This window comes from Kaistia defluvii, assembly GCF_026343955.1.
GTDB lineage: Bacteria > Pseudomonadota > Alphaproteobacteria > Rhizobiales > Kaistiaceae > Kaistia > Kaistia defluvii.
Map to the genome: position 1 here is coordinate 95,593 of NZ_JAPKNI010000011.1, position 24,088 is coordinate 119,680.

Annotated in this window: 21 protein-coding genes; 9 read left to right on the forward strand and 12 right to left on the reverse strand. The window is 67.6% G+C overall.

What is annotated here, in order from left to right; translation table 11 throughout:
• Window positions 1-2: 2 nt before the first annotated feature.
• The 3 genes from OSH10_RS21105 to OSH10_RS21115 all read right to left on the reverse strand — a co-directional run bounded on the left by OSH10_RS21105 (window position 3) and on the right by OSH10_RS21115 (window position 4,075).
• A complete protein-coding gene (locus OSH10_RS21105) occupies window positions 3-1,133 on the reverse strand; it encodes an ABC transporter permease (protein WP_266334408.1) in 1,131 nt (376 codons plus the stop codon).
• 196 nt (window positions 1,134-1,329) lie between these two features.
• Window positions 1,330-2,862: an ABC transporter ATP-binding protein gene (locus OSH10_RS21110; RefSeq protein WP_266334510.1), complete on the reverse strand. Its 1,533-nt coding sequence runs from the start codon at window positions 2,860-2,862 to the stop codon at window positions 1,330-1,332.
• Between the two features lie 220 nt (window positions 2,863-3,082).
• On the reverse strand, window positions 3,083-4,075 hold the full coding sequence (locus tag OSH10_RS21115) for a BMP family lipoprotein (RefSeq protein ID WP_266334410.1): 993 nt from the start codon (window positions 4,073-4,075) through the stop codon (window positions 3,083-3,085).
• A 409-nt stretch (window positions 4,076-4,484) separates the two neighbouring features.
• On the opposite strand from OSH10_RS21115, the gene OSH10_RS21120 reads away from it, so the two are divergent.
• Both OSH10_RS21120 and glk read left to right on the forward strand, forming a co-directional pair.
• On the forward strand, window positions 4,485-4,877 hold the full coding sequence (locus tag OSH10_RS21120) for a methylglyoxal synthase (protein ID WP_266334511.1): 393 nt from the start codon (window positions 4,485-4,487) through the stop codon (window positions 4,875-4,877).
• A gap of 53 nt (window positions 4,878-4,930) precedes the next feature.
• A complete protein-coding gene (gene glk / locus OSH10_RS21125) occupies window positions 4,931-5,968 on the forward strand; it encodes a glucokinase (RefSeq protein WP_266334412.1) in 1,038 nt (345 codons plus the stop codon).
• Window positions 5,969-6,193: 225 nt separating this feature from the next.
• Here glk and OSH10_RS21130 read toward each other — a convergent pair whose 3' ends face one another.
• The 5 genes from OSH10_RS21130 to fabA form a co-directional block, all read right to left on the reverse strand.
• Complete coding sequence (locus tag OSH10_RS21130; RefSeq protein ID WP_266334414.1) at window positions 6,194-6,421, reverse strand: DUF2442 domain-containing protein; 228 nt, start codon at window positions 6,419-6,421, stop codon at window positions 6,194-6,196.
• 86 nt (window positions 6,422-6,507) lie between these two features.
• Window positions 6,508-8,961, reverse strand: coding sequence for an ATP-dependent helicase HrpB (gene hrpB, locus OSH10_RS21135; protein ID WP_266334417.1), 2,454 nt, complete (start codon window positions 8,959-8,961; stop codon window positions 6,508-6,510).
• A 274-nt stretch (window positions 8,962-9,235) separates the two neighbouring features.
• The gene (gene fabI / locus OSH10_RS21140; RefSeq protein ID WP_266334420.1) at window positions 9,236-10,081 is read right to left on the reverse strand and encodes an enoyl-ACP reductase FabI; all 846 of its coding nucleotides are present in this window, start codon (window positions 10,079-10,081) and stop codon (window positions 9,236-9,238) included.
• A gap of 26 nt (window positions 10,082-10,107) precedes the next feature.
• Window positions 10,108-11,331: a beta-ketoacyl-ACP synthase I gene (fabB, locus tag OSH10_RS21145; RefSeq protein WP_266334422.1), complete on the reverse strand. Its 1,224-nt coding sequence runs from the start codon at window positions 11,329-11,331 to the stop codon at window positions 10,108-10,110.
• 67 nt (window positions 11,332-11,398) lie between these two features.
• On the reverse strand, window positions 11,399-11,926 hold the full coding sequence (fabA, locus tag OSH10_RS21150) for a 3-hydroxyacyl-[acyl-carrier-protein] dehydratase FabA (protein WP_266334424.1): 528 nt from the start codon (window positions 11,924-11,926) through the stop codon (window positions 11,399-11,401).
• A gap of 219 nt (window positions 11,927-12,145) precedes the next feature.
• On the opposite strand from fabA, the gene OSH10_RS21155 reads away from it, so the two are divergent.
• Window positions 12,146-12,484, forward strand: coding sequence for a hypothetical protein (locus OSH10_RS21155; protein ID WP_266334426.1), 339 nt, complete (start codon window positions 12,146-12,148; stop codon window positions 12,482-12,484).
• Between the two features lie 75 nt (window positions 12,485-12,559).
• On the opposite strand, the gene OSH10_RS21160 is transcribed toward OSH10_RS21155, so the two are convergent.
• Together OSH10_RS21160 and OSH10_RS21165 are read right to left on the reverse strand one after the other, a co-directional pair.
• On the reverse strand, window positions 12,560-13,117 hold the full coding sequence (locus OSH10_RS21160; RefSeq protein WP_266334428.1) for an ActR/PrrA/RegA family redox response regulator transcription factor: 558 nt from the start codon (window positions 13,115-13,117) through the stop codon (window positions 12,560-12,562).
• 134 nt (window positions 13,118-13,251) lie between these two features.
• The gene (locus OSH10_RS21165) at window positions 13,252-14,619 is read right to left on the reverse strand and encodes an ActS/PrrB/RegB family redox-sensitive histidine kinase (protein WP_266334430.1); all 1,368 of its coding nucleotides are present in this window, start codon (window positions 14,617-14,619) and stop codon (window positions 13,252-13,254) included.
• Window positions 14,620-14,840: 221 nt separating this feature from the next.
• Here OSH10_RS21165 and phaZ point away from each other — a divergent pair, with 221 nt between their 5' ends.
• From phaZ to OSH10_RS21190, 5 genes are all read left to right on the forward strand, one after another.
• Window positions 14,841-16,505, forward strand: a complete 1,665-nt coding sequence (phaZ, locus tag OSH10_RS21170; protein WP_266334512.1) for a polyhydroxyalkanoate depolymerase — start codon at window positions 14,841-14,843, stop codon at window positions 16,503-16,505.
• A 67-nt stretch (window positions 16,506-16,572) separates the two neighbouring features.
• Window positions 16,573-17,046 (forward strand): DUF2852 domain-containing protein, encoded by a 474-nt coding sequence (locus OSH10_RS21175; protein WP_266334432.1) that lies wholly within the window; start codon window positions 16,573-16,575, stop codon window positions 17,044-17,046.
• 150 nt (window positions 17,047-17,196) lie between these two features.
• Window positions 17,197-17,697, forward strand: coding sequence for a DUF3597 domain-containing protein (locus OSH10_RS21180; RefSeq protein WP_266334434.1), 501 nt, complete (start codon window positions 17,197-17,199; stop codon window positions 17,695-17,697).
• A 121-nt stretch (window positions 17,698-17,818) separates the two neighbouring features.
• Window positions 17,819-18,580 (forward strand): M48 family metallopeptidase, encoded by a 762-nt coding sequence (locus OSH10_RS21185; RefSeq protein ID WP_266334436.1) that lies wholly within the window; start codon window positions 17,819-17,821, stop codon window positions 18,578-18,580.
• Between the two features lie 93 nt (window positions 18,581-18,673).
• Window positions 18,674-19,528 (forward strand): sugar phosphate isomerase/epimerase family protein, encoded by an 855-nt coding sequence (locus tag OSH10_RS21190; RefSeq protein WP_266334438.1) that lies wholly within the window; start codon window positions 18,674-18,676, stop codon window positions 19,526-19,528.
• A 46-nt stretch (window positions 19,529-19,574) separates the two neighbouring features.
• Here OSH10_RS21190 and OSH10_RS21195 read toward each other — a convergent pair whose 3' ends face one another.
• Both OSH10_RS21195 and OSH10_RS21200 read right to left on the reverse strand, forming a co-directional pair.
• On the reverse strand, window positions 19,575-20,318 hold the full coding sequence (locus tag OSH10_RS21195) for a DnaJ domain-containing protein (protein WP_266334440.1): 744 nt from the start codon (window positions 20,316-20,318) through the stop codon (window positions 19,575-19,577).
• A 154-nt stretch (window positions 20,319-20,472) separates the two neighbouring features.
• A complete protein-coding gene (locus tag OSH10_RS21200; protein WP_266334442.1) occupies window positions 20,473-23,262 on the reverse strand; it encodes a transglycosylase domain-containing protein in 2,790 nt (929 codons plus the stop codon).
• A gap of 237 nt (window positions 23,263-23,499) precedes the next feature.
• Between OSH10_RS21200 and OSH10_RS21205 the strand changes: the two genes are divergently transcribed.
• Window positions 23,500-24,036, forward strand: a complete 537-nt coding sequence (locus OSH10_RS21205; protein WP_266334444.1) for a hypothetical protein — start codon at window positions 23,500-23,502, stop codon at window positions 24,034-24,036.
• Window positions 24,037-24,088 lie beyond the last annotated feature (52 nt).

Consider the following 24,088-nt stretch of genomic DNA (forward strand, 5'->3'; position numbering starts at 1 on the left):
CCTCAGGCCGCGCCGGCGGACGAAGCCGCGACGGATTTGGGTTTCGGGGCGAACAGCACGATCAGCGCCGGGCGGAACATGTGCTCGAGCGCGCCGGCGAACAGGATGACCAGGCCCTGGATCAGGATGATCACCTCGCGCGAGATGTTGGGCATGTCGAAGGCGAGCGCCGCGCCGCCCTGATAGAGCACGCCGAACAGGATCGAGGCGATGATGATGCCGACCGGATGCGAGCGGCCCATCAGCGCGACGGCGATGCCGACGAAGCCGGCGCCGGCGGGAAAATCGATCTGCAGCTTGCCGGCGTCGCCCATCACCGGGTTCAGCGCCATCATGCCGGAGAGGCCGCCCGAGATCAGCATGGTGATGACGACGGTCTTCACATAGGGAATGCCGGCATAGACGGCCGCCGTCGCATTGGTCCCCATGGTGCGGATCTCGTAGCCGAAGCGGGTGCGCCAGATCAGCAGCCAGACGGCCAGGGCCGCGACCAGCGCGATCAGGAACGAGACGTTGAAGGGCGCGGCGCCGATATCGAGGCCGAACACCTGCATCAGCCAGCCGAGCTTCGGCAGCTGGCCGCCTTCCTCGAACAGGCGGGTCTGCGGCGACATGTTGCCGGGCTGCTTGATGACGTTGACCAGCAGATAGACCATCAGCGCCGCGGCGATGAAGTTGAACATGATCGTCGTGATGACGATGTGGCTGCCGCGCTTGGCCTGCAGCCAGGCGGGGATGAACGCCCAGGCCGCGCCGAAAGCGAAGGCCGCCGCCGTGGCGAACACGGCCGTCACGTACCAGGGCATGTAGCGGTCGAGCGTCAGCGCCGCGAAGGCGACGCCGAGTCCGCCGAGATAGACCTGGCCCTCGCCGCCGATGTTGAACAGGCCGCCATGGAAGGCGACCGCCACCGCGAGGCCGGTGAAGATGAAATTGGTGGCGTAATAGAGGGTGAAGGCGATGCCCTCGCCATCGCCGAGCGCGCCGGCGACGAGGTATTTCACCGCCTCGATCGGGTTCTCGCCGATGAACAGCACGACGAGGCCGGAAAGCGCGAAGGCCACGGCGACATTGATCAGCGGCAGCAGGCCGAAATTGACCCAGCGCGGCAGGGTTCCGAGTGGGACGCTCATGGCTGTGCTTCCGGGTGGGGGACCGTGGTGGTGGCGTTCGGGGTGGCCTGCCAAAAGCCCCTCACCCCAACCCTCTCCCGCAAGCGGTAGAGGGGGCGCGCCGGACCTAGGCTCGCCGTCGACGCCGAACTGGCCGAAAAGCCCTCGCCCGCTCGCGGGAGAGGGTTGGGTGAGGGTTTTGCTTGGGCGTCGATCATCATTCCGCCGCCTCCCGGCCGATGCCGGCCATCATCAGGCCGATCTCCTGCTCGTCGGCATGGGAATCCGGCTCGCCGACGATGGTGCCGGCGAACATCACCAGGATGCGGTCCGACAGCGAGCGGATCTCGTCGAGCTCGACCGAGACCAGCAGGATCGCCTTGCCCTGGTCGCGCAGCGCCACCAGGCGCTTGTGGATGAACTCGATGGCGCCGATATCGACGCCGCGCGTCGGCTGGCCGACCAGCAGGCAGGCGGGATCCCGCTCGATCTCGCGCGCCAGAACGATCTTCTGCTGGTTGCCGCCGGAGAAATTCGCCGTCTTCAGCCGCGGATCGGCCGGGCGGATGTCGTATTTCTCGATCTTCTCCATCGCATCCTTGCGGATCGCATCGATGTCGAGGAACGGTCCCTTCAGATATTTCGGGTCGTCCTGATAGCCGAGAATGGCGTTCTCGTTTTCTTCGAAGGAAAGCACCAGGCCCATATGGTGCCGGTCCTCCGGCACATGGGCGAGGCCCTTCTTGCGCAGAAGCGCCGGGTCGATGCGGCCATTCCTGTCGACCGGCTCGCCATTCATGATGATCCGCCCGGACGAGGCCTTGCGGATGCCGGCGATCGCCTCGAGCAGTTCCGACTGGCCATTGCCGGCGACGCCGGCGATGCCGACGATCTCGCCGGCGCGGACCTCGAAGGAAACGTTGTCGACCATGGTGACGCCACGGCCGTCCTTGACGGTTAGGTTCTCGACCGAGAGCACGACGGGGCCGGGCTTGGCCTCGCTCTTCTCGACGCGCAGCAGCACGCGGCGGCCGACCATCAGCTCGGCCAGCTCCGGCATGGTGGTCTCGGCGGTCTTGCGGGTGGCGACGATCTCGCCGCGCCGCATGACCGAGACGGTATCGGTGATCGCCATGATCTCGCGCAGCTTGTGCGTGATCAGGATCACGGTTTTGCCCTGCGCCTTCAGCTGCGCCAGCATCTTGAACAGATGGTCGGCTTCGGCCGGCGTCAGCACGCCGGTCGGCTCGTCGAGGATCAGCACCTCGGCGCCGCGATAGAGCGCCTTGAGGATCTCGACCCGCTGCTGCTTGCCGACGGGGAGCTCCTCGATGATCGCGTCGGGATCGACGTCGAGCCCGTATTCGCGCTCGATCTGCTGCAGCGCCAGGCGCACGGCGGTCTCGCCGCCCTTCAGCAGCGCGCCGCCCTCGACGCCAAGCATGACGTTTTCGAGGACGGAGAAATTCTCGACCAGCATGAAGTGCTGGTGGACCATGCCGATGCCGGCCTGGATCGCCGTCTGGCTGTCGGTGATGCGGATCGCCTTGCCGTCGACCAGGATCTGGCCGCTGTCGGCATGGTAGAATCCGTACAGGATCGACATCAGCGTCGACTTGCCGGCGCCGTTCTCGCCGATGATGCCATGGATCGAGCCCTTGGCGACGGCGAGGTGGATGTTCTTGTTGGCGTGGACCGGCCCGAAGCGCTTGTCGATGCCGACAAGCTCGATGGCGGGCGTGGAATCCAAGGTCGAAGCTGTCATGCAGGGGCCCCGAAACGGCTGCACCTTCGCGAGGAGGGCGGCCGGACTATTCATCGCCATGACCGGGAAAGGGGCCGGACCTCCGAACCCGTCGCGAAGCGCTCGCTCCGCCGGGATGCCCCTTCGCCGGCGCCGCCGGCCGCATCGGATCCGTCGCGATGCCGGACGGATCCGGCATCGCGACGGTTTCAGAAACGGACCGCGATCAGCTCGGGCACTTCTCGTCGGTCATGTAGTCATGAACCTTGACGGCGCCGGAGATGATGTCGGCCTTGGCCTTTTCGACGGCAGCCTTCATCTCGTCGGTGACGAGCGGCTTGTTGTTGTCGTCGAGCGCCCAGTCCACGCCGCCTTCCTTGAGGCCGAGCGCCTGGGTGCCGGCGGTGAACTTGCCGTCCTTGACGTCGGCATAGGCATTGTGCACGGCGACGTCGACGCGCTTGACCATCGAGGTCAGGATCTTGCCGGGATGCAGGTGGTTCTGGTTGGAATCGACGCCGATGCCGAGCTTGCCGGCGTCGACGGCGGTCTGCAGCACGCCGAGGCCGGTGGCGCCGGCCGCCGCGTAGATCACGTCCGCGCCCTGGTCGATCTGCGACTTGGCGAGCTCACCGCCGCGAACCGGATCGTTCCAGGCCGCGCCGGTGGTGCCGGTCATGTTCTGGAAGACTTCCGTCGCGCCGGCCGCCTTGGCGCCCTGGACGTAGCCGCAGCCGAACTTGCGGATCAGCGGGATGTCCATGCCGCCGACAAAGCCGACCTTCTTGGTTTCCGACTTCAGGCCGGCGAGCACGCCGACGAGATAGGAGCCCTCGTCCTCGGCGAAGACGACCGAACGGACGTTCGGAGCGTCGACGACGGAATCAACCAGCACGAACTGCGTCTCGGGGAATTCCTTCGAAACCTTGGCGACCGCATCGGTCCAGGCGAAGGAGAGCGCGACGACGGGGTTGAACCCGCGCTTGGCGAAATTGCGGATGGCCTGCTCGCCCTGCGTGTCGTTCTGCGGCTCGAAATCCTTGTAGTCGATGCCGGTCTCCGCCTTGAACTTCTCCGAGCCGTTGAAGCCGGCCTCGTTGAAGGATTTGTCGAACTTGCCGCCGGTGCCATAGACGATGGCCGGCTTGACGTCGGCAGCCCAGGCCGAACCCGTGGCCATAAGCGCCACGAAGGCTACCCCGATAAACTTGCGGATCATGATGGTGACTCTCTCCTCTTGAAGGCGTTTTCGTCGGGCGTTGATCGCCAGACCGAAAGTTCCCCTGACGTTACCGGCGAGCGGCCGTTCTTTTCCATTTTGCATGGAGCCCGGCAAATTTCATGCGCTTTCTTTATTCAAGCTCCCGCGCAACCCTGCCCTTCACAAGCAAGGCGGATCGTGGCCGTCAGATTATGCGGCGGCATTTTTTTATACAACTGATCAAAGAAACGCCGTCGCGGGGGCGCCATCAAATTGTCGTCCCGCCTCACTTTCGGCTTTTCCTCGGACCCCGATTTTTCTATCACTGGCGAGCCGGTCCGGGAGACCGCTTGGAGAACAGACAATGACGATCGACCCGGCCCTGCTGCACCCGGCCAACCCTCGTCCTGCCACGCCCCGTCCGGCCATGCCCCGTCCGGCCCTGGCCCTGGTTGCCCATGACAAGAAGAAGGACGACCTCGTCGCCTTCGCCGTGTCGCACCAGACCAAGCTCGGGGATTTCGACCTCTATGCCACCGGCACCACCGGCAGCCGCATCCTCGCCGCCGTGCCGACCCTGCCGGTGACGCGGCTGAAGAGCGGGCCGCTCGGCGGCGACCAGCAGATCGGCGCGCTGATCGCCGAAGGCCGGATCAAGGGCCTGATCTTTTTCGTCGACCCGCTGACGCCGATGCCGCATGACGTGGACGTCAAGGCGCTGATGCGGCTTGCCGCCCTCTACGACATTCCGATGGCGCTGAACCAGGCGACCGCCAATCTCCTGATCGCCCATCCCGACGCCTTCCTGCAGACATCGTGACGCGCTCCGGACCGCCCGGCTTGCCAACGCCCGCTCAGCCAAACCAAGGCACCATGACCCCCACCACCCCGCCTCGCGCCTTCGTCCCGTTCCCGACGCTGATCGGCGATATCGGCGGCACCAATGCCCGCTTCGCGCTGGTGCCGGACGAGACCGGCCGGGTCATCCGCTTCCCGACCGTGCTGACGGCCGATTTCGACACCATCGACGACGCGATCGCCGCCGTTCTGCCGGAGGGCGCCGTGCCGCATTCGGCCGTGCTGGCGCTGGCAGGGCCGATCCAGGGCGACCAGGTACCGCTCACCAATTGCCATTGGGTGGTCGAGCCCAAGCGGATGATCGCGCGCTTCGGGCTGGACGAGGTGATCCTGCTCAACGATTTCGAGGCGCTGTCACTGTCACTGCCCGCGCTGGCCGGCGAGGACCTTGTGACCATCGGCAGCGGCACGCCGCTCGCCAATGCGGCGCAGGTGGTGGTCGGCCCCGGCACGGGCCTGGGCGCCGCGGCGCTGATCCACGCCAACGGAACCTGGCTGCCGGTGCCCGGCGAGGGCGGCCATATCGACCTCGCGCCGGTGAGCGCGCGCGATTTCGAGATCTGGCCGCATATCGAGCGGCCGCACCAGCAGACCGACCCGTTTGCCCGCATCGAGGGCGAAACGCTGCTCTGCGGCAGCGGCCTGCTGCGGCTCTACCGGGCGGTCGCCAGCGCCCGGGGCGAGACGGCGCGCTTCGACAACCCGTCCGAGATCACCGCCGCGGCGATGGATCGCTCCGACGCGGCGGCGGAAGAAGCGCTCGAACTGTTCTGCGTGCATCTCGGCCGGCTCGCCGGCAATCTGGCGCTGATCTTCATGGCCAATGGCGGCGTATTCCTCGCCGGCGGCATCGCCGCCAAGATCGCGCCCTTCCTGAAGGAAAGCGGTTTTCGCGCCGCCTTCATCGACAAGGTGCCGCATGGCGCGATGATGGACCGGATGCCGACCTCGGTCGTCGTCCACCCCGAACCGGCGCTGGCCGGCATCACCGCCTATGCCCGCCACCCCGACCTGTTCGGCATCGCCACCGAGGGCCGCCGCTGGCATAAGTGAGGGCGATCCCTTTCTTCGCCTCTCCCTCAGGGCGAGGTGAAGGTGCGCCGACGCAAACATCCAAAACGCCGTCATCCTCGCGAAAGCGAGGATCCATGCAGCGGAGGCGTGGGCAGCTGAATCTCCGGCTTTGCGTCGAAAAAACCGGATGAAGAAGTCCCCGCCTGCGCGGGGATGACGGCGAGCGTGTGGCGGCCTCCTGCCACCATCCGGCATGGCCGAACGTCAGCTCGTGCGCAGCAGTGTGGCGATCTCGATGTCCTCGCCGAGGTCGGGCCAGTGGATGGCCTCGCCGCGGCCGGTCAGCCGCCAGTTCTCGCGCTCGGCGCGGGTGGCGCCGAGAAGGCGCGGAAACCAGTCGATCGGGGTCGCGAGTTCGCGGCCATCGGCGAGGCTGACCAGAAGCGCCTCCTTGGTCACGGCCGCATCGATGGCGACGGGATCAATCTTCATGGTCGTTCCTTTCCGCGACGGCCGGATGATTCGATTCTTCCAGAATGCCCACAGCAGGATGGCAATTCCGAGTCCCGCTCCCGCCTTTACGTCCCGCGCGGTTTGGCCCGGGCCGTCGCCTGGGCGGCGAGCGGATCGTCGGGCCAGACATGCTTGGGATAGCGCCCGCGCATGTCGGAGCGCACATCCTTCCAGGAACCACGCCAGAAGCCGGGCAGGTCCCGGGTGATCTGGATCGGCCGATGGCCGGGCGACAGCAGCGTCACCGTGACCGGCACCGCGCCGTCCGCCACCGCCGGGTGGCGGTCGAGCCCGAACAGTTCCTGGACGCGGATTTCCAGCACCGGGCCGTTCTCGTTCGAATAATCGATCGGCACGCGCGAGCCGGACGGCGCATCGAAATGGGTCGGCGCAAGCCGGTCGAGGGTGCCGCGCTTGTCCCAGGGAACGAGGCTTGCCAACCCCTCATGCAGCACGCCCGGCGTCACCGCATCGAGCCGGCGCTTGCCATTCAGGAACGGCCCGAGCCAATCCTCCAACGTCTCCGCCAGCGCTTCATCCGAGACCTCGGGCCAGTCATCACTGAGCCGGGCATGCAGAAAGGCGATGCGGGCGCGAAACTGCTCCGCCGATTTTTCCCACGGCAGTTCGGCCACGCCGCGCCGACGGATTTCCGCGAGCAGGGCCGCCTGCACGGCTCCATCCGAGACCTTGGCAATCGCCCGGTCGCCCAGGACCAGGCGGCCGAGCCGGCGCACGGCGCGGCCGCGCACCGAGCCGGTCTGCGGATCGAAGGCGACGCTTTCCTCGTCCGTGATCGAGCCGCCGAAATGGGCCTCGATCTCGGCCAGTGTGATCGGCGCCGCCGTCAGGATGCGGGCCTTTTCGGCCGCGCCCTGCAGGCTGGCGATGGCGAGATACGGCTCGCGCGACAGCGCATCGGACGCATCGAGCACGCCGCCCCGGCCATTCGCCATGACGAAGGCGCCGGGCGCGCCGCGCGCCATGGCGATGCGATCGGGGAAGGCGAAGGCGGTGAGCAGGCCCGCCTCCTCCGGCGCCTGCCGCCCGTCATCCGGCCGCGCCCCGACATCGCGGGCCCAGCGGGCGGCGAGACCGAGCGAATCGCGGGATCTGGGATCGCGGGCGGCAAAGAGCCGGCGCACGCGCTCGCGCAGATCGGTGTCGCTGCCGCCGAGGCCGATCTCGGAAAGCACGGCGGCGACCGCGCCGGCGAGACCGCCAAGACCGAGTTCCGCGCCCTTGCGCAGCATGTGGCCGAGGCGCGGGCTGAGCGGCAGGCGGGCGAGCGCCGCGCCTTCTTTCGTCAGGCGGCGATCGGCATCGAGCGCGTCGAGCCGGGTCAGCAGCGCGACGGCTTCCTCCCAGGCCGGCCTGGGTGGCGGATCGAGGAAGGCGAGCTGGCCCGGATCGGCGACGCCCCAATTGGCGAGATCGAGCACCAAAGGCGCGAGATCAGCTTCCAGAATTTCCGACCGGTCGAAAGGCGCGAGCGCCGCCGTCTGGCCCTCTTCCCAGAGCCGGTAGCAGATGCCGGGTTCGGTACGGCCGGCGCGGCCGCGACGCTGATCGGCCGCCGCGCGCGAGACGCGGCGCGTCTCCAGCCGGGTCAACCCGGTCGCCGGCTCGTAGATCGGCGCGCGCGCCAGACCGGAATCGATGACGACGCGCACGCCCTCGATGGTCAGCGAGGTTTCGGCGATCGAGGTCGCCAGCACCACCTTGCGCCTGCCGGGTGCGGCCGGGCGGATGGCGCGGTCCTGCACGGCGAAATCAAGCGCGCCATAGAGCGGGGCGATCTCGACCTCGGGCCCGACGCGCCCCTCCAGCCGCTCGGCGACGCGGCGGATTTCCGCCTGTCCCGGCAGGAAGACGAGCAGGCTGCCGCTATCGGCGGCGAGCGAGCGCCGCACGGCGTCGGCCACATCGTCCTCCATGCGGCGGGCGGGGTCGCGGCCGCCATGCCGGGTCTCGATGGAAAACATCCGACCGAGGCTCTCGACCACCGGGGCCTCGCCGAGCAGCCGGGCGACGCGGGCGCCATCAATGGTGGCCGACATGACGAGGATGCGCAGATCGTCCCGCAGCGCGCCTTGCGCATCGAGGGCCAGCGCGAGGCCGAGATCGCCATCGAGGCTGCGCTCGTGGAACTCGTCGAAGATCACCGCCGCGACGCCATCGAGCGAGGGATCGTCGAGGATCATGCGGGTGAAGACGCCCTCGGTGACGATCTCGATGCGGGTCCTCGCCGAGACCTTCTTTTCGAGCCGGACGCGGTAGCCGACGGTCTGGCCGACCGCCTCGCCGAGCGTCTCGGCCATGCGCCGGGCGGCGGCGCGGGCGGCGAGCCGTCGCGGCTCCAGCATCAGGATGCGGCGATCGCCCCGCCAGGGCGCGTCCAGCAGCGCCAGGGGCACGCGCGTGGTCTTGCCGGCGCCGGGCGGCGCCACCAGCACGGCGCTCGTGCCGCGTTCGAGCACGGATTTCAGCTTTGGGAGGACGTCATCGACGGGCAGCATGCCGCCGTCATAGAGGGCGACGGGCCTTCGTGCCAGTGGGGGAGCGTTGCGCCTCACGGAGGCGAGGCTAGCAAAACCCTCACCCCGCCCTCTCCCGCAAGCGGGCGAGGGCTTTCGGGTGGCGGGCTGCATCGGCGGGGGCGCCATCGCGCAACAAGAGTCGGCGAGCCCCCTCTCCCGCGCGCGGGAGAGGGTCGGGGTGAGGGGCTACCCAGCCCCAAAACAAAAAGGGCGCCACCTGGGCGCCCTTCGAAACTCTAAACCCAAAAAAGAATCAATCCGCCTGCGGGTTGATCGCCTCGGCGTGGGCCTCGTGGACCTTCAGCTCTTCCAGGCGCGGCATCGAGACGATGTTGTAGCCGGAATCGACGAAATGCACGTCGCCGGTGACGCCGGCGCCCAGTTCCGACAGCAGATAGAGCGCCGAGCCGCCGATCTCGTCGAGCGAGACGGTGCGGCGGAGCGGGGCGTTCTTCTTCTGGTAATTGTACATGATGCGCGCATCGGCGACGCCGGAGCCGGCCAGCGTGCGGACGGGGCCGGCCGAGATCGCGTTGACGCGGATGTTGTCGCCGCCGAAATCCATGGCGAGATAGCGCACCGAGGATTCCAGCGCCGCCTTGGCCACGCCCATGACGTTGTAGTTCGGCATGACGCGGGTCGAGCCGCCATAGGTCAGCGTCAGGATCGAGCCGCCATCGGGCATCAGCGCCGCGGCGCGCTTGGCGATCTCCGTGAAGGAGAAGCAGGAGATCACCATCGTCTTCACGAAATTGTCGCGCGTCGTGTCGGCGTAGCGGCCCTTCAGCTCGTTCTTGTCGGAGAAGCCGATGGCGTGAACGATGAAATCGATCTTGCCCCACTCGGCCTTGAGCGCCGCGAAGACGCTGTCGACGGACGCGACATCCTCGACGTCGCAGGGCAGCAGCAGCTTGGCGCCGATGCTGTCGGCCAGCGGCTTCACGCGGCGGCCGAAGGCATCGCCCTGATAGGTGAAGGCGAGCTCGGCGCCATGCGCCACCAGCGTGCGGGCGATGCCCCAGGCGATCGAATGATCGTTGGCGACACCCATGATGAGCCCGCGCTTGCCGCTCATCAGGTTGCTGATTGGTGCCGTCATTCGATCGTCCTTGTTTTTGTTATGTCTCAGGCGACGTAGCGCTGGAAGACCAGCGAGGCGTTGGTGCCGCCGAAGCCGAAGCTGTTGGAGAGTACGGTGTCGATCTTCGCGTCGTCGATGCGCTTGCGCACGATCGGCATGTCGGCGAAGGCCGGATCCAGTTCTTCGATATTGGCCGATTCCGCGATGAAGCGGTTGTTCATCATGAGCAGGCTGTAGATCGCTTCCTGCACGCCGGTCGCGCCCAGCGAATGGCCGGTCAGCGCCTTGGTCGCCGAGATCGGCGGGCACTTGTCGCCCGAGCCGAACACGGTCCGGATCGCCTCGATTTCCGGCGCGTCGCCGGCCGGGGTCGAGGTGGCGTGCGGGTTGATGTAGTCGATTCCGCCCTTCACGGTCGAGATCGCCTGCCGCATGCAGCGGATGGCGCCCTCGCCCGACGGCGCGACCATGTCGTAGCCGTCCGAAGTGGCGCCATAGCCGACGACCTCGCCATAGATGCGCGCGCCGCGCGCCTTGGCATGCTCGAGCTCTTCGAGAACCAGTACGCCGGCGCCGCCGGCGATCACGAAGCCGTCGCGGTTCTTGTCATAGGGGCGCGAGGCGACGGCCGGGCGGTCATTATACTTGGACGACATGGCGCCCATGGCGTCGAACAGGACGGAAAGCGTCCAGTCCAGCTCCTCGCAGCCGCCGGCGAACATCACGTCCTGCTTGCCGTACTGGATCATTTCATAGGCGTTGCCGATGCAATGATTGGACGTCGCGCAGGCCGACGAGATCGAATAGTTGACGCCCTTGATCTTGAACCAGGTGGCGAGCGTCGCGGAAGCGGTCGACGACATCGCCTTCGGCACCGCGAACGGGCCGACGCGCTTGGGCCCCTTGGAACGGGTGATGTCGGCGGCCTCGACGATGGCGCGGGTGGACGGACCGCCCGAGCCCATGATGATGCCGGTGCGCTCGTTGGAAACCTCGTTTTCCTCGAGGCCCGAATCGCGGATCGCCTGCTCCATGGCGACATGGTTCCAGGCGGTGCCGCCGCCGTGGAAGCGCATGGCGCGACGGTCGACGACCTCGGCCGGGTCGAGCGTCGGCATGCCCTGAACCTGGCAGCGGAAGCCGAGCTCGGCGAAGGACTGGGCGGAGGTGATTCCGCTCTTCGCTTCATGCAGGCTCGCCAGGACTTCCTGGGTATTGTTGCCGATGGAGGAGACGATACCCGTCCCGGTCACTACGACCCGCTTCATCGCTCAGTCCTTCCTGAATTCTATCGTTCGGCCCTGACCGACCGGCCCAAACAGGCCAGCCCCGCCATCAACCGACGGCAGGTGTCGCTTCGCCCTGGAACAGGCCGACGCGAAGGTCCTTGGCCCGGTAGATGGTGACGCCATCGGCCTTCAACCACCCGTCGCCGATGCCGAGCACCAGCTTCGAGCGCAGGACGCGCTTCAGGTCGACGCCATATTCGACGTGCTTGACGCTGGGAACGACCATGCCGGAGAACTTGATCTCGCCGGTCGACAGCGCACGGCCGCGACCCGGCGACCCGCTCCAGCCGAGGAAGAAGCCCAGCATCTGCCACATGGCATCGAGGCCGAGGCAGCCCGGCATCACCGGATCGCCCTTGAAGTGGCACTGGAAGAACCAGAGATCCGGATTGACGTCGAGCTCGGCGCGGATATGGCCCTTGCCGAATTCACCGCCCTCTTCGCTGATCGACGTAATGCGGTCGAACATCAACATGGGCGGCAGCGGCAATTGCGCGTTGCCCTCGCCAAACAATTCCCCTCGCCCGCAGGCGAGCAGAGCCTCATAGTCGAAGCTCGACGGGCGATCTGCCATGCCGTCAATCTACCTCTGTTTGGCGAGCCCCCTCGAAAATCGAGGCGCGCGCACTATCCTGTCGCATGGGGATATTCGCCCCCCAGCGTTGATCGTGTGCTTCCTAACATAGCCGCCCAGCGTTCGAAAGCCCGCCGGGATCCATGCGATCGTCGAGCGATGCCGGGGCTGATAGCATGGCCGGACCGTGGCGCCCCTGCGCTGCATGGAGAGATTTTGATGCAGAGATCGCTCGGCCGGCGCCTGGCCTTCAGCGCAGCGGCGCTGTTCTGGAGCCTTGCGCCGCTGCCTGCCCTGGCCGGCAGCGGCATCGACACGCCCGGCCTTTTCCAGCAGCCCAACCTTTTTGCCCAGCCGAAGCTGTTCACGGCGCCGCAGCCCCGCGTGCGCACGCCGGCCGCGCCGAAGATCCGGCCCATGGCCGGCAGCGAATGCCGCACCCTGCTCGGCACCTGCACGCTGGGCCGGCTGGAGCAGGTGGGCGACCGCTGCTTCTGCCGCACGCCCAAGGGCGCGGTGCAGCAGGGCACGACGGAAATCCGCCGCCAGGGACGATAGACGCGCATCTGCAGCGTTCGCGACATGCAAACGGGCGCCTCGGCGCCCGTTATCGTTCCGCGAGGCTGGCTCGCCTCAGCGCGGCGCGCGCTTTGCCAGGATGCGCTGCAAGGTGCGCCGATGCATGTTGAGGCGGCGGGCCGTCTCCGAGACATTGCGCTCGCACAGTTCATACACGCGCTGGATATGCTCCCAGCGGACGCGATCGGCCGACATCGGATTGTCCGGCGGCAGGGCGCGTTCGGTCGGATCGCGGGTCAGCGCCGAAAAAACCTCGTCGGCATCGGCGGGCTTGGCCAGGTAGTCGACGGCGCCCAGCTTCACGGCGGTCACGGCGGTGGCGATGTTGCCATAGCCGGTCAGGACGACGGTGCGCGATTCCGGCCGGCGCTTGCGGATCAGCTCGATCACGTCGAGGCCGTTGCCATCTTCCAGGCGCATGTCGACGACGGCATAGGCCGGCGGCTTCTGGTCGACCTTGCGCATGCCTTCCGCCACCGAATCGGCCGTGTCGACGAGAAAGCCGCGTGCTTCCATCGCCCGGGCAAGTCGCTGCAGGAAGGCCTTGTCGTCATCCACGATGATGAGCGAGGTGTCCGTGCCGGCGAGACCGGCCGATTCCAGATCTGTCATAGACGTTTAACTCCGCGCCTCCCCGAATTTTCTTTTCCTTCCAGAAGGGGTTATAGGCACCCGAAGTCCCCTCGCCAAGGCCACCATGCAACCGGAAGGGCCGAAACAGGGCCCGGCGGACGCTATGCTCGGCATCAACTGTGCGCCGAAAGGCCGTCATGGCCCTCGCTGAAATCCGATTTGCCGGAAATGCCGAGCCGATCCATCGCCTCGCGCGACCAGACGATGCGCACAATCGCGCCATGCGCCGGCGCCTCGCGATTGGAGAGATCGAGCCGGGCGCCGGTACGTTCCAGCAGCGTCTTGGCGATGAAGAAGCCGAGGCCGAGCCCACCGGCCTCGTGATCCTCGACACCCTCGATCGTGCGGGAGCGGGTCGTGACATAGGGCTCGCCGATATGGTCGATCACCTCGGAAGCGAAGCCCGGGCCGTCATCGGCGATGGTCAGCGACACATTGTCCGCATTCCACTGCGCCGCGATCTCGACCGTTGTTTCGGCGAAGTCGACGGCGTTCTCGACCAGATTGCCGATGCCATACAGGATCGACGGGTTGCGGCGGCCGACCGGCTCGCTGCCGGCTTCGCCGCTGAACTTGACCTGGATGTCGATGCCGGTATCGGCATGCGGCTCGACGACCTCGGCCAGCATGTGGCTGAGCGGCAGGCGATCGACATGCTGGCCCGGATCCGTCGACAGCGAGGTCAGCTTGCCCAGGATGTCGCGGCAGCGCTGCGACTGGCTGCGCAGCAAGGCGATGTCATCGGCATAGGGGCTGCCCGGCGGCAGCTCGCGCTCCAGTTCCTTGGTCACCAGCGCGATGGTGGCCAGCGGCGTGCCGAGCTCGTGCGCGGCGGCGGCGGCAAGCCCGTCCAGCGCCCAGAGATGCTGCTCGCGCGCCAGCACCAGTTCCGTCGCGGTCAGCGCGTCGGCAAGCTGGCGCGCCTCCTCGGCGACGCGGAAGGCGTAGACGCCCATGAAGAACACCGCCGAGACCAGCGCCACCCAGACGCCCAGCACATAGAGATAAGGCATGGTCAACGCCTCGCCCTCGGGCCAGGGCAACGGCATGTGCCAGAGGCCGAGCGCCGTCACGGCGACGATCACCAGCCCGCCCAGCATCACGGTCAGGCGCGGCGCCAGCGTGGTGGCGGAAACAATGACCGGCACGATGATCAGGATGGCAAAGGGATTTTGCAAACCGCCGGTCAGCGACAGCAGCGCCGACAGCTGCAGCACGTCATAGGCGAGCAGCAGCGCGGCGGTGCGGCCCTGCAGGCGCAGGCTGGAAGGATAGCGGATCTTGATGAACAGGTTGAGCCAGGCCGAAAGCGCGATCGCCGCCAGGCAGAGCCCGATCGGCATCGGGTATTCCAGCCAGAACCGGACGAAGACGACGGTGGCCGTCTGGCCGATGACCGCGAGCCAGCGCAGCCGGACCAGCGTGTCGAGCTTCAGCCGCCGCGCGCCGAAATCGTGCGAGGGGGGAGCTTGCTCGGGCATGACGCGTCACCTGACGTTGAAAGTTGCGCAATAGCGCCGGCTTATAGCACGTGCCGAACGATCTCAGGCGACTGCGAAGGCGCCCGCTTCCGCATGGCCCTTGCATCAAGGCAAAAATCGTCCTTACATATTGCAATGCACAAGGCTGGCCGCCGCCCTTACTGCCCGACGGAATACTCGGCCGGTCCGATCCCTTCGCGGAGCGGCAGGTGGACGGCATGATGGGTCCCTTATCCTACTATCAGCTCTACGAGCTGAACCATGCGGCGCTGTCGCCGATGCGGGCGGCCGCCGACATGTTCGGCCTGCTTCTGAAGAATCCGCTGAACCCGATGAGCCAGACGCCGCTCGGCCGCAACTGGCAGGCCGGCCTGGAGCTGTTCGAACGGACGACCCGACGCTACGCCAAGCCCAGCTTCGACCTGCCGACGACGCTGGTCGGCGGCATGCGCGTGCCGGTCACCGAACAGATCGTTTGGCAGAAGCCCTTCTGCGACCTCATTCATTTCGAGCGCGAGCTGGAGCGGCCGCGCCGCGATCCCAAGCTTTTGATCGTCGCGCCGATGTCGGGCCACTACGCCACGCTGCTGCGCGGCACGGTCGAGGCGATGATGCCGCGCCATGACGTCTACATCACCGACTGGATCGACGCCCGCATGGTGCCGCTTGCCGAGGGCGGTTTCGATCTGGACGACTACATCGACTATCTGGTCGAGATCCTGCATTTCCTCGGCGACGACGTGCATGTGGTCGCCGTCTGCCAGCCGGCCGTGCCGGTGCTGGCCGCCGTGGCGCTGATGGAAGCGGCGGGCGACCGATTCGCGCCGCGCTCGATGACGCTGATGGGCGGCCCGATCGACACCCGAATCAATCCGACCGCCGTCAACGAGATGGCGCAGGGCAAGAGCCTCGACTGGTTCGCCGAGAATGTCGTGATGAAGGTGCCGTTCCCGCATGCCGGCTGCATGCGCGACGTCTATCCCGGGTTCCTGCAGCTTTCGGGCTTCATGAGCATGAATCTGGACCGCCACGTCACGGCGCATAAGGACCTGTTCAAGCATCTGGTCGAGGGGGACGGCGACAGCGCCACCAAGCACCGCGACTTCTATGACGAATATCTCGCCGTCATGGACCTGACGGCGGAATTCTACCTGCAGACGGTCGAGACGGTGTTCATCACCCACGCCCTGCCGAAGGGCGAGATGACCCATCGCGGCGTTCCCGTCGACCTGACCGCCGTCCGCAATGTCGCGCTGCTCACCGTCGAGGGCGAGAATGACGACATTTCCGGCGTCGGCCAGACCGAGGCGGCGCAGCATCTCTGCATCAACATCCCCGACGACATGCGGGCGCATTACATGCAGCCCAAGGTCGGCCATTACGGCGTGTTCAACGGCTCGCGCTTCCGCGCCGAGATCGCGCCGCGCATCAGCGATTTCGTGCTGACGCACGATCGCGACCGCGCCGCCAATGGTGCGAGCGCCAAGGCCCCGGCTGCCAAGGCCCCTGCCGCCAAGGCGGAGCCCGAGGCCAAATCGGCGGTCACGCCCGCCGCGCGCAAGCCCGCCGCGGCGCGGCCTGCCAAGGTCAAGCCAGCCGCCCCGGCCAAGGCGACCGCCGCCAAGCCGGCCGAACCGGCCGATGATCTCAAGCGCATCGCCGGCATCGGCCCCAAGCTGGAGGCGAGCCTCAACGCGGCCGGATTCACGCGTTTCGCCCAGATCGCCCGGCTGACGGTGAAGCAGCAGACCGCGCTCGACGCAAAGCTCGGGCTCCGCGGCCGCGTGGCACGAGAAAAATGGATCGAGCAGGCCAAGGGACTGATGCAGGAACCGACGGCCCAGCTACAGGCCAGCCTGGAACCTGCCCCCGTTTCCGCCGACTAGATTCTTCTTGAATCGCGTTCTGCCTCTTCCCACTTCCGATGCTGGGGGTGCGAGAGAGGAAGGTTCAATGTCTCATACTCAGGCCTTGCGTCCGGGATGGACGCCGCTCACCATCGCGTTGATGGTCCTCGGCTTCTTCGTGTTCTGGCCGCTCGGCCTCGCCATGCTCGCCTACATCATCTGGGGCAACCGGCTACCCGAGTTCCGCCGCAACGCCGAGGGAATGCGCAACGACTTCAAGCGCTCCTTCTCCGGCTGCGGCTGGCAGAGCCGGCGTGAGACGTCATGGGGCGCCTATCGCAGCGAGAGCGGAAATTCCGCCTTCGACGCCTATCGCGCAGCCGAACTGAAGCGGCTCGACGAAGAGCGTCGCAAGCTCGATGAAGAACGCGCCGAATTCGAGACCTTCGTCCAGAACCTGCGTCGCGCCCGCGACCAGGAAGAGTTCGATCGCTTCGCCGCCGAGCGCGCCGCCGCTCGCCGCAACCAGACCCCGCCCGCGACGGGCGACAAGGGTCCCGGCCCGGTGATCGATCTCTGATCGACGGCGAATACTGACGGGAAGGGCCGTGCCGCAGGGCGCGGCCCTTTTTCATTGCGGCCTCGTCGGCCCCGCCGCCGCGCCGGCGGAACCGTCTCGTCCCTCCGGGACTTGATGCTTCAGGTCCATCGAAAACGGGAGATGCGAAGCATGAGCCGACTCAGCTTGATTCTGAACAAGATCTTCAAGGGCGGCGAAGCCCAGGCGTCGGAGCGCGCGCCGCAAACGAGCGCGCCGGCGTCACAGCCCTCCCCCGCCGCGCCGGTCCCCGGCGGCACAAGCCCCGCGCCGGCCGGCACGACCACCACGGCCAGCCCAGCGCCATCGACGCCGCCAGGCGTCAACCCGGCGCCCGCAGCCGGCGCTGGTGCGCACACTTCCACGCCGCAGGCCACGGTCGACGTGGCCGCCGTGCTGTCCGCGCTGGCCGCCAAGTCGCCGGGCAAGCTCGACTGGAAGAAGTCGATCGTCGACCTGCTCAAGCTGCTCGATCTCGACAGCAGCATCACCGCCCGCAAGGAACTCGCCAAGGAGCTGCACTATACGGGCGACCCCAACGATTCCGCCGCCATGAACATGTGGCTGCACAAGGCCGTGATGCAGAAGCTGGCGGAGAATGGCGGCAAGGTGCCGGCCGATCTCAAGGACTGACCGACCGTCCGAACGTTTGAGGAGGCCGCGCCCCGCGCGGCCTCTTTGCGTGACGCCGCCTTTCCGGGCGGCGCCGGTTTCGTGCCATCATAATGCCGACGAATCATCCGACAGACACGCCATGGGATTTTTCCAGCGCCTTACCGGCACACCTGCACCCGCCGGCGTCGCCAAGCCGGACCATTGCCATGTCGAAATCGACGGCGAGAAGGTCCGCGTGACGCTGCTGTGGAACGAGCGCGCCCGCCGCTACACCCTGCGCCTGCGCGGATCCGTGCGCGAGCCGGTGGTGACGATTCCGGCGCGCGGCCGGCTTTCGGAGGCGCGAGCCTTTCTCGACCGCAATCGCGGCTGGCTGCAGGCCCGTCTTGCCGCCCTGCCGGCCGCGACCCCGCTTGCCGACGGCGTCCTGATCCCGCTGCGCGGGGTGCCGGTGCGCATCCTGCACCGGCCGGGACGCGGCGTCGTGCGGCTGGAGGAGGGCGACGGCGAGACGCGGCTTCTGGTGCCGGGCGAGATCGACCACCTGCCTCGCCGCGTCACCGATTTCCTGAAGCGCGAAGCGCGGCGCGATCTCGAGGCGGCGACGGCGCGGCATGCCGCCTCGCTCGGCGTCACGGTCAAGACCATCCGGCTCGGCGACCCGACCAGCCGCTGGGGCTCGTGCTCGTCCTCGGGGACGATCGCCTATTCCTGGCGGATGATCCTGGCGCCGCCCGCCGTGCTCGATTATCTCGCCGCGCACGAAGTGGCGCATATGCGCGAGATGAACCATTCGGCGCGCTTCTGGCGCCATGTCGCCGCGATCTGCCCCGGCATGGACGAGGCGAAGGCCTGGCTGGTCCGCCATGGTGCATCGCTGCACGCGGTCGGCGCGGAATGACACGCCAGGCCTGCTAGACGGGACGCCCGGTCATTCCCGGAGCTGCCGCCACCCGCTATGATCAAAGCGAAGAATTGGGACGGAGAGAGCGTGATGTCTGCCGAAAAGTCACCGGCGCTGGCAGTGTCCAGCTGGAGCCTGCACCGGGCGCTGGGCCTCACCTACCCGAACCGGCCCGATCACGACGTGCCGCTGGCGCCCGAGCCGACCTTCGGCCCGGGGCACCTCGCCCTGCTCGACCTGCCGGCCGCCGTCGCCGCGCTCGACATCCACCGCATCGAGCTGTGCTCTTTCCACCTTCCCAGCCGCGACGCCGACTACGCGGCCGCATTCCGGGCGGCGCTCGAAAAGGCCGGCGTCGTGCTGCAGACCCTGCTGATCGAATATGGCGACATCACCCATCCCGTGACCCGCGAGCGCGATCTCGCCTGGATCGAAAGCTGGATCGACACGGCGGCGCGGTTCGGCGCCGAGCAGGCCCGCGTCATCGCCGGCCGGGCCGAGCCCACGCGCGACGCGCTCGATCTCAGCGTCGCCGGGCTGACCCGTCTCGGCCATTATGGCGAGGCTCGCGGCGTGCGGATCGTCACGGAAAACTGGTACGAACTGCTGCCCGGGCCGCGCGAACTGCGCTACCTGTTCGACCGGCTCGACGAGACGGTTACGCTCAACGGCGATTTCGGCAACTGGTCCGGCCCGACCAAATATGCCGATCTCGAGGCGATCTTCGATCTCGCCACCTGCTGCCACGCCAAGGCGGATTTCAGCAATGGCGTCCTGCATGCCGAGGATTTCCGGCGCTGCCTGGCCGCCGCCGACGCGGCCGGTTTCCGCGGACCCTACACCCTGATCTATGACGGCCCGGACGAGGACGAGTTCGCCAATCTCAGGGTCGAGCGCGATTTCATCCGCCGCCATTACGAAGAGGTACGCGCGAGCGTCGGCTGAGAGGCCATTGGGGACGCGGCTCTTCCTCGGGACGACGCCCTGCCCTTTATCGAACCAGGTTCAGCGTCCTGGGCTTGGCGGCGCCGGGCTTGGGCGGTTCGGGGCGGGCGGCGGCTTCCGCGTGCTTGACCGGCTCGGCCGGCTTCGCGGCTTCGGCGGGCCTGGCGACCGGCGCCGGTCGGGCGGGTTCGGCCGGCTTTTCGGCCTTGGGCGGCGCCGGCGGCTCGAAATCGAAGGAATAGTCGGCGAGCAGCTCGATCGCCTTGGCGAAGATCGTCTCCTCCCGTCGGGTCTTTTCCGCCTGCTCGCGCGTGTCGGCGGCGCGGCGCTCCAGCACCTTGCGGATGATGTTGTCACCCTCGCGCTTGCGGAAACGGGCGGCCATCGCCTCGGCGCGCTTCGCCTGGCGCTCGAGCTTGCGGATGCCGACGCCGATATCGGCCTTCTGCTTGGTCAGCGTGTCGCGGATCGGCGCGATCAGGTCGACCGCCTCGAAGGGAATGTCGCTTTCGAGCACCGAGGCGACCAGCGCGTGGATGCGCTCCATCGCCCGGCCGACAATGTCGTCGACGGCCAGTTCGCCCTCATAGCCGGTCTCGTCATACGCCTTGCGGCGGTCGGGATCGGAGAGAATCGCATAGGCATGGCTGAGGGTGTGAAACGCTTCGGCGGTGCCGCCGGCATCCGGATGCGCGGCGCGGGCGCGCTGGCGATAGGCCTTGTCGATCTCGGCGGGCGTGGCGTCCGGTTCAACGGCCAGCTCGCGGTACAGTTTGCGCTTGTCGGCCATGGCCGGCGAACTCCCTGGGCAGGGTGCCCGGCCTCTCCCATGGAGAGCGGCGAGCCTTGAAACGAAGCACGCCCGAACGGGCGCGTCGCCACTATCCACGCCTGACCGGCAAAGTCCACCGCCGCCATGGACGGCGCGGGCACGATCCTAGGGATCAGCCGCCGAACAGGCGGTCGAGCAGATTGCGGCGATGCGGGCGCGCCTGGTAGACGCCGGCCTGGCCATCCTCGCCGACACCGGCCGGCGGAACCGGCCCGCCGCGCTCGACGCCATAGGACGGATCGCCATCGCGGTAGATGCGGGCGCCGGGTGGCGGCGCCTGATAATCGCCGCCATCGTTCCAACCGCCATCGGGCGATTCCGGGTCGCTATAGCCGCCATAATCGGGCTGGCTCGCCTGTTGGTCGCGATATTGCGGCGCCGGCTGACCATTGGCCGGACCGCGCTGCGGCGGCGGTCCGCTGCCCACGACCTGGCCGTATTCATCGACCAGGCCGCCCTGTTCGGGACCGACATACTGGCCGTTCTGGTAAAGTTCCTGCGCCGTCTCGGCCGGGTCGCGATAGGCGTAGTTGCCGGGCAGCGCCGCGACGGCGACGCCCTTGTGCGCCTCGGTCATGAAGCGGTTCCAGATCTGCGCCGGCAGGCTGCCACCGGTCATCCGCTTGGTCGGCTTGGAATCATCGTTTCCGAGCCAGACGCCGGTGGTGAGATTGGCCGTATAGCCGACGAACCACGCATCCTTGGAATCATTGGTGGTGCCGGTCTTGCCCGCCGCCTGCCAGCCGGCGATCGCCGCCTTGCGGCCGGTGCCGCGCGCCAGCGTGTCGGTCATCATGCTGTTCATCATGCCCACATAGAGCGGATCGATGATCTGCGTCGCCTTGACCGAGGGGTGCTCGTACAGCGTCTTGCCGGCGACGTTCTTCACCCGCGTGATGACATACGGCTTGGCGCTGTAGCCGCCATTGGCAAACGGCACATAGGCGTCGGTCAGCTCCAGCAGGCTCACTTCCGAGGTGCCGAGCGCGATGGACGGATTGGGCTGCAGCGGCGAGGTGATGCCGAGCCGCTCCGCGGTCTTGATGACGCGGTCGGGTCCCACTTCATTGGCAAGCTGCACGGCGACCGTATTGATCGAGAGCGCCAGGGCGGTCTGCAGCGAGACGGGGCCCTTGTACATCTTCTCGTAGTTCTTCGGCTCCCAATTGCCGATCCGGGTCGGCTCGTCGACGCGGATGGTTTCCGGCACCATGCCGTATTCGAGCGCCGCGAGGTAGACAAAGGGCTTGAAGGCAGAGCCGGGCTGGCGCTTGGCGTCGACGGCCCGGTTGAACTGGCTCTGCTTGTAGTCGCGCCCGCCAACCATGGCGCGCACCGCGCCGGTGCCGTCCACCGCGACCAGCGCGCCCTGCGACACGCCGAAGGACTTGCCGCTCTTGTCGAGCGCCTCGGTCAGCGCCTTGCCGGCCATCTCCTCCAGATGCGGATCGATCGTCGTCTCGACGATCACGTCCTGGTCGAGCGCGCCGACCACTTCCGGCACCAGATCGGCAACCCAGTCGGCCACGTAGCGGCCGGCCCCGCCCTCGCCCTCCGACTGTGCCTTGATGGTGATCGAAGCGGCCTGCTTGGCCTGCTCGGCCGTGATGAAGCCGGCTTCTCGCATGGCGCCCAGCACCACGTTGGCGCGCGCATTGGCGGCGGCCGGGTCGGAGGTCGGGGCATAGGTCGACGGCGCCTTGAGCAGGCCGGCGAGCATCGCGGCCTCCTTCAGCGAGATGTCGCGCGCCGACTTGCCGAAATAGCGCCGCGACGCCGCGTCGACGCCATAGGCGCCGGCGCCCAGATAGACGCGGTTCAGGTAGGATTCCATGATCTGGGCCTTGGAGTATTTCGTCTCCAGCCAGATCGCCATGATCGCCTCCTGGATCTTGCGATCCATGGTGCGTTCGGGCTTCAGGAACAGGTTCTTGGCCAGCTGCTGGGTAACGGTCGAGCCGCCCTGCACGACATAGCCGGACCGGAAATTGACATAGGCCGCGCGCAGCAGGCCGAGCGGATCGACGCCGAAATGGCTCTGGAAGCGCCGGTCCTCGATCGCCATCACCGCCTGGCTCAGATAGGGCGGCAATTCCTCGATGCGCACCGACTCTCCGCCAGTATCGCCGCGATTGGCGATCAGCGTGCCGTCATTGGCCAGCACCTTGATGTTGGGCGGGCGCTTGGGGACCGACCAGTTGGCGGTCGAGGGCAGTTGCGTCGCATACCAGGCGATGCCGCCGGCCAGCGCGATCGTGCCCCAGAACATCAGGATCACGGTCCACTTGATGCCGCGGCGGATCCACTTGCCGATGCCGGAACCGCCGGAAGAGCGCTTGCGGCCGCCGGAACGCGCCTTCTTGCGGGCAGGCGCCTTGCTGCGGCGCGATTTGGAGCGTCGGGAATCGGCCATGGGGTCATCTTCACCGAGATCGATGAATTCCGCATCCTCTATGTCTTCTTCGAAGGGCTCGACCTCGGGCGGGCGCCCGCGCCGGTCGGCGGCGCCGAGTTCCGGCTCCCGCCGTTCGCGCCCGGGGCGCGGCGCGGCTTCCGGTTCCGGCTCGGGCGCTTCGCGCCGGCGGCCGGAGCGCTCCAGCGCCAGGCCCGGCTCGCGCCGTTCGGTGGCACCGGCTTTGCGAGAGCCCGGTTCGCTGCGGGCGGGGCCAAAACCGGGCTCCTGTCGTTCCGCGCCAAATTCCGGCTCGCCGCGAACGGCGCCGAAGCCCGGCTCGCTGCGCGTCTCGGCGTCGCGTTCGCCCCGCTCCCGCGGCGAACGGGGCGTGAAGCCCCCGGCCGGACGGTCGTCGGCGCCCAGGCGAATGTCGAATTCGCCTTCATCCGGGTCCTGCGGCTTGTCGAGCACCGGTTCGATCCGTTCGCTCCGCGGCGGTCTCGCCATGCCTGTTTCGTCTTCCGATCCAAAGGGTCGATAGGGTGCGCGGGGGCGCATGTTTAGCGGCCCGAATGCTCCATGAATACGGCGATTTCAGGGGAATCGGCAGTTGCCAACCGCTGATCGTCGCCGCGGAGCGGCCGGCCGGTCCCGCCGCGGCCGGCCTGTGACCCCCGTAACAGCGCCGGGAACGAAGATGGATAATGCTTCGTTAAGCAACGGGGTCGGTCGAAGGAGACGGCAATGGCACGGTTGGCAAGACAGACGGAACAGCAGGCGACGATGCAGATCGCCGCGACTCTGGCCGCCTCCACGACGCTCGTGCTCTTCCTCGGCAGCAGGACGCCTCTGGAGCCGTCGGCGACGCTGGCGGCGCTGACGCCGATCGCGCTGTGCGCCCTGCTCTACCTGTCCGGCGCGCTCGCCGCCACCAGCGTCACCAGTCTGTCGCGCCGCCCCATCCTTGGCGTCGCCGCGCTGACCGGCTTCGCGCCGTTCGGCCCGCTGCTGCCGCCCTCCGAGGACTGGGCGCTGTACGCCGCCTTTGCCATTTTCGGCCTGCTCACCGCCGGCAGCCTGCGCGCCGTCGTCGCCGCCTTCGCCCGCGAGCGGCTCGGGAGCCTGTGCGGCGCATGCGGGCTCGGCCTGATCGCCGCCATCGCGGCGACCGCCGGCATGGCCGACGGCCCGCTGATGCAGATGGTCCTCGCGCTGACCGGCATCACGGCCTTGCTCGCCGTCGCCACCGTCGTCGCCACCAGCCCGGCCAAGGTCCGCTGACCCCGTTGCCGCCGACAGTCCGATGGCAACAGAAGCGTTGTCATCGTGTCGC

What these genes read in the sequence shown, in the direction of transcription:
- OSH10_RS21120 (WP_266334511.1), top strand. Translation starts at nt 4,485, where the DNA reads ATGCCCCGTCCGGCCCTGGCCCTGGTTGCCCATGACAAGAAGAAGGAC.
- OSH10_RS21175 (WP_266334432.1), top strand. Translation starts at nt 16,573, where the DNA reads ATGTCTCATACTCAGGCCTTGCGTCCGGGATGGACGCCGCTCACCATC.
- hrpB (WP_266334417.1), bottom strand. Translation starts at nt 8,961, where the DNA reads ATGCTGCCCGTCGATGACGTCCTCCCAAAGCTGAAATCCGTGCTCGAA.
- fabA (WP_266334424.1), bottom strand. Translation starts at nt 11,926, where the DNA reads ATGGCAGATCGCCCGTCGAGCTTCGACTATGAGGCTCTGCTCGCCTGC.
- phaZ (WP_266334512.1), top strand. Translation starts at nt 14,841, where the DNA reads ATGGGTCCCTTATCCTACTATCAGCTCTACGAGCTGAACCATGCGGCG.
- OSH10_RS21115 (WP_266334410.1), bottom strand. Translation starts at nt 4,075, where the DNA reads ATGATCCGCAAGTTTATCGGGGTAGCCTTCGTGGCGCTTATGGCCACG.
- OSH10_RS21200 (WP_266334442.1), bottom strand. Translation starts at nt 23,262, where the DNA reads ATGGCGAGACCGCCGCGGAGCGAACGGATCGAACCGGTGCTCGACAAG.
- OSH10_RS21160 (WP_266334428.1), bottom strand. Translation starts at nt 13,117, where the DNA reads ATGACAGATCTGGAATCGGCCGGTCTCGCCGGCACGGACACCTCGCTC.
- OSH10_RS21130 (WP_266334414.1), bottom strand. Translation starts at nt 6,421, where the DNA reads ATGAAGATTGATCCCGTCGCCATCGATGCGGCCGTGACCAAGGAGGCG.
- OSH10_RS21190 (WP_266334438.1), top strand. Translation starts at nt 18,674, where the DNA reads ATGTCTGCCGAAAAGTCACCGGCGCTGGCAGTGTCCAGCTGGAGCCTG.
- OSH10_RS21205 (WP_266334444.1), top strand. Translation starts at nt 23,500, where the DNA reads ATGGCACGGTTGGCAAGACAGACGGAACAGCAGGCGACGATGCAGATC.
- OSH10_RS21185 (WP_266334436.1), top strand. Translation starts at nt 17,819, where the DNA reads ATGGGATTTTTCCAGCGCCTTACCGGCACACCTGCACCCGCCGGCGTC.
- OSH10_RS21165 (WP_266334430.1), bottom strand. Translation starts at nt 14,619, where the DNA reads ATGCCCGAGCAAGCTCCCCCCTCGCACGATTTCGGCGCGCGGCGGCTG.
- glk (WP_266334412.1), top strand. Translation starts at nt 4,931, where the DNA reads ATGACCCCCACCACCCCGCCTCGCGCCTTCGTCCCGTTCCCGACGCTG.
- OSH10_RS21195 (WP_266334440.1), bottom strand. Translation starts at nt 20,318, where the DNA reads ATGGCCGACAAGCGCAAACTGTACCGCGAGCTGGCCGTTGAACCGGAC.
- OSH10_RS21155 (WP_266334426.1), top strand. Translation starts at nt 12,146, where the DNA reads ATGCAGAGATCGCTCGGCCGGCGCCTGGCCTTCAGCGCAGCGGCGCTG.
- OSH10_RS21180 (WP_266334434.1), top strand. Translation starts at nt 17,197, where the DNA reads ATGAGCCGACTCAGCTTGATTCTGAACAAGATCTTCAAGGGCGGCGAA.
- fabB (WP_266334422.1), bottom strand. Translation starts at nt 11,331, where the DNA reads ATGAAGCGGGTCGTAGTGACCGGGACGGGTATCGTCTCCTCCATCGGC.
- OSH10_RS21105 (WP_266334408.1), bottom strand. Translation starts at nt 1,133, where the DNA reads ATGAGCGTCCCACTCGGAACCCTGCCGCGCTGGGTCAATTTCGGCCTG.
- fabI (WP_266334420.1), bottom strand. Translation starts at nt 10,081, where the DNA reads ATGACGGCACCAATCAGCAACCTGATGAGCGGCAAGCGCGGGCTCATC.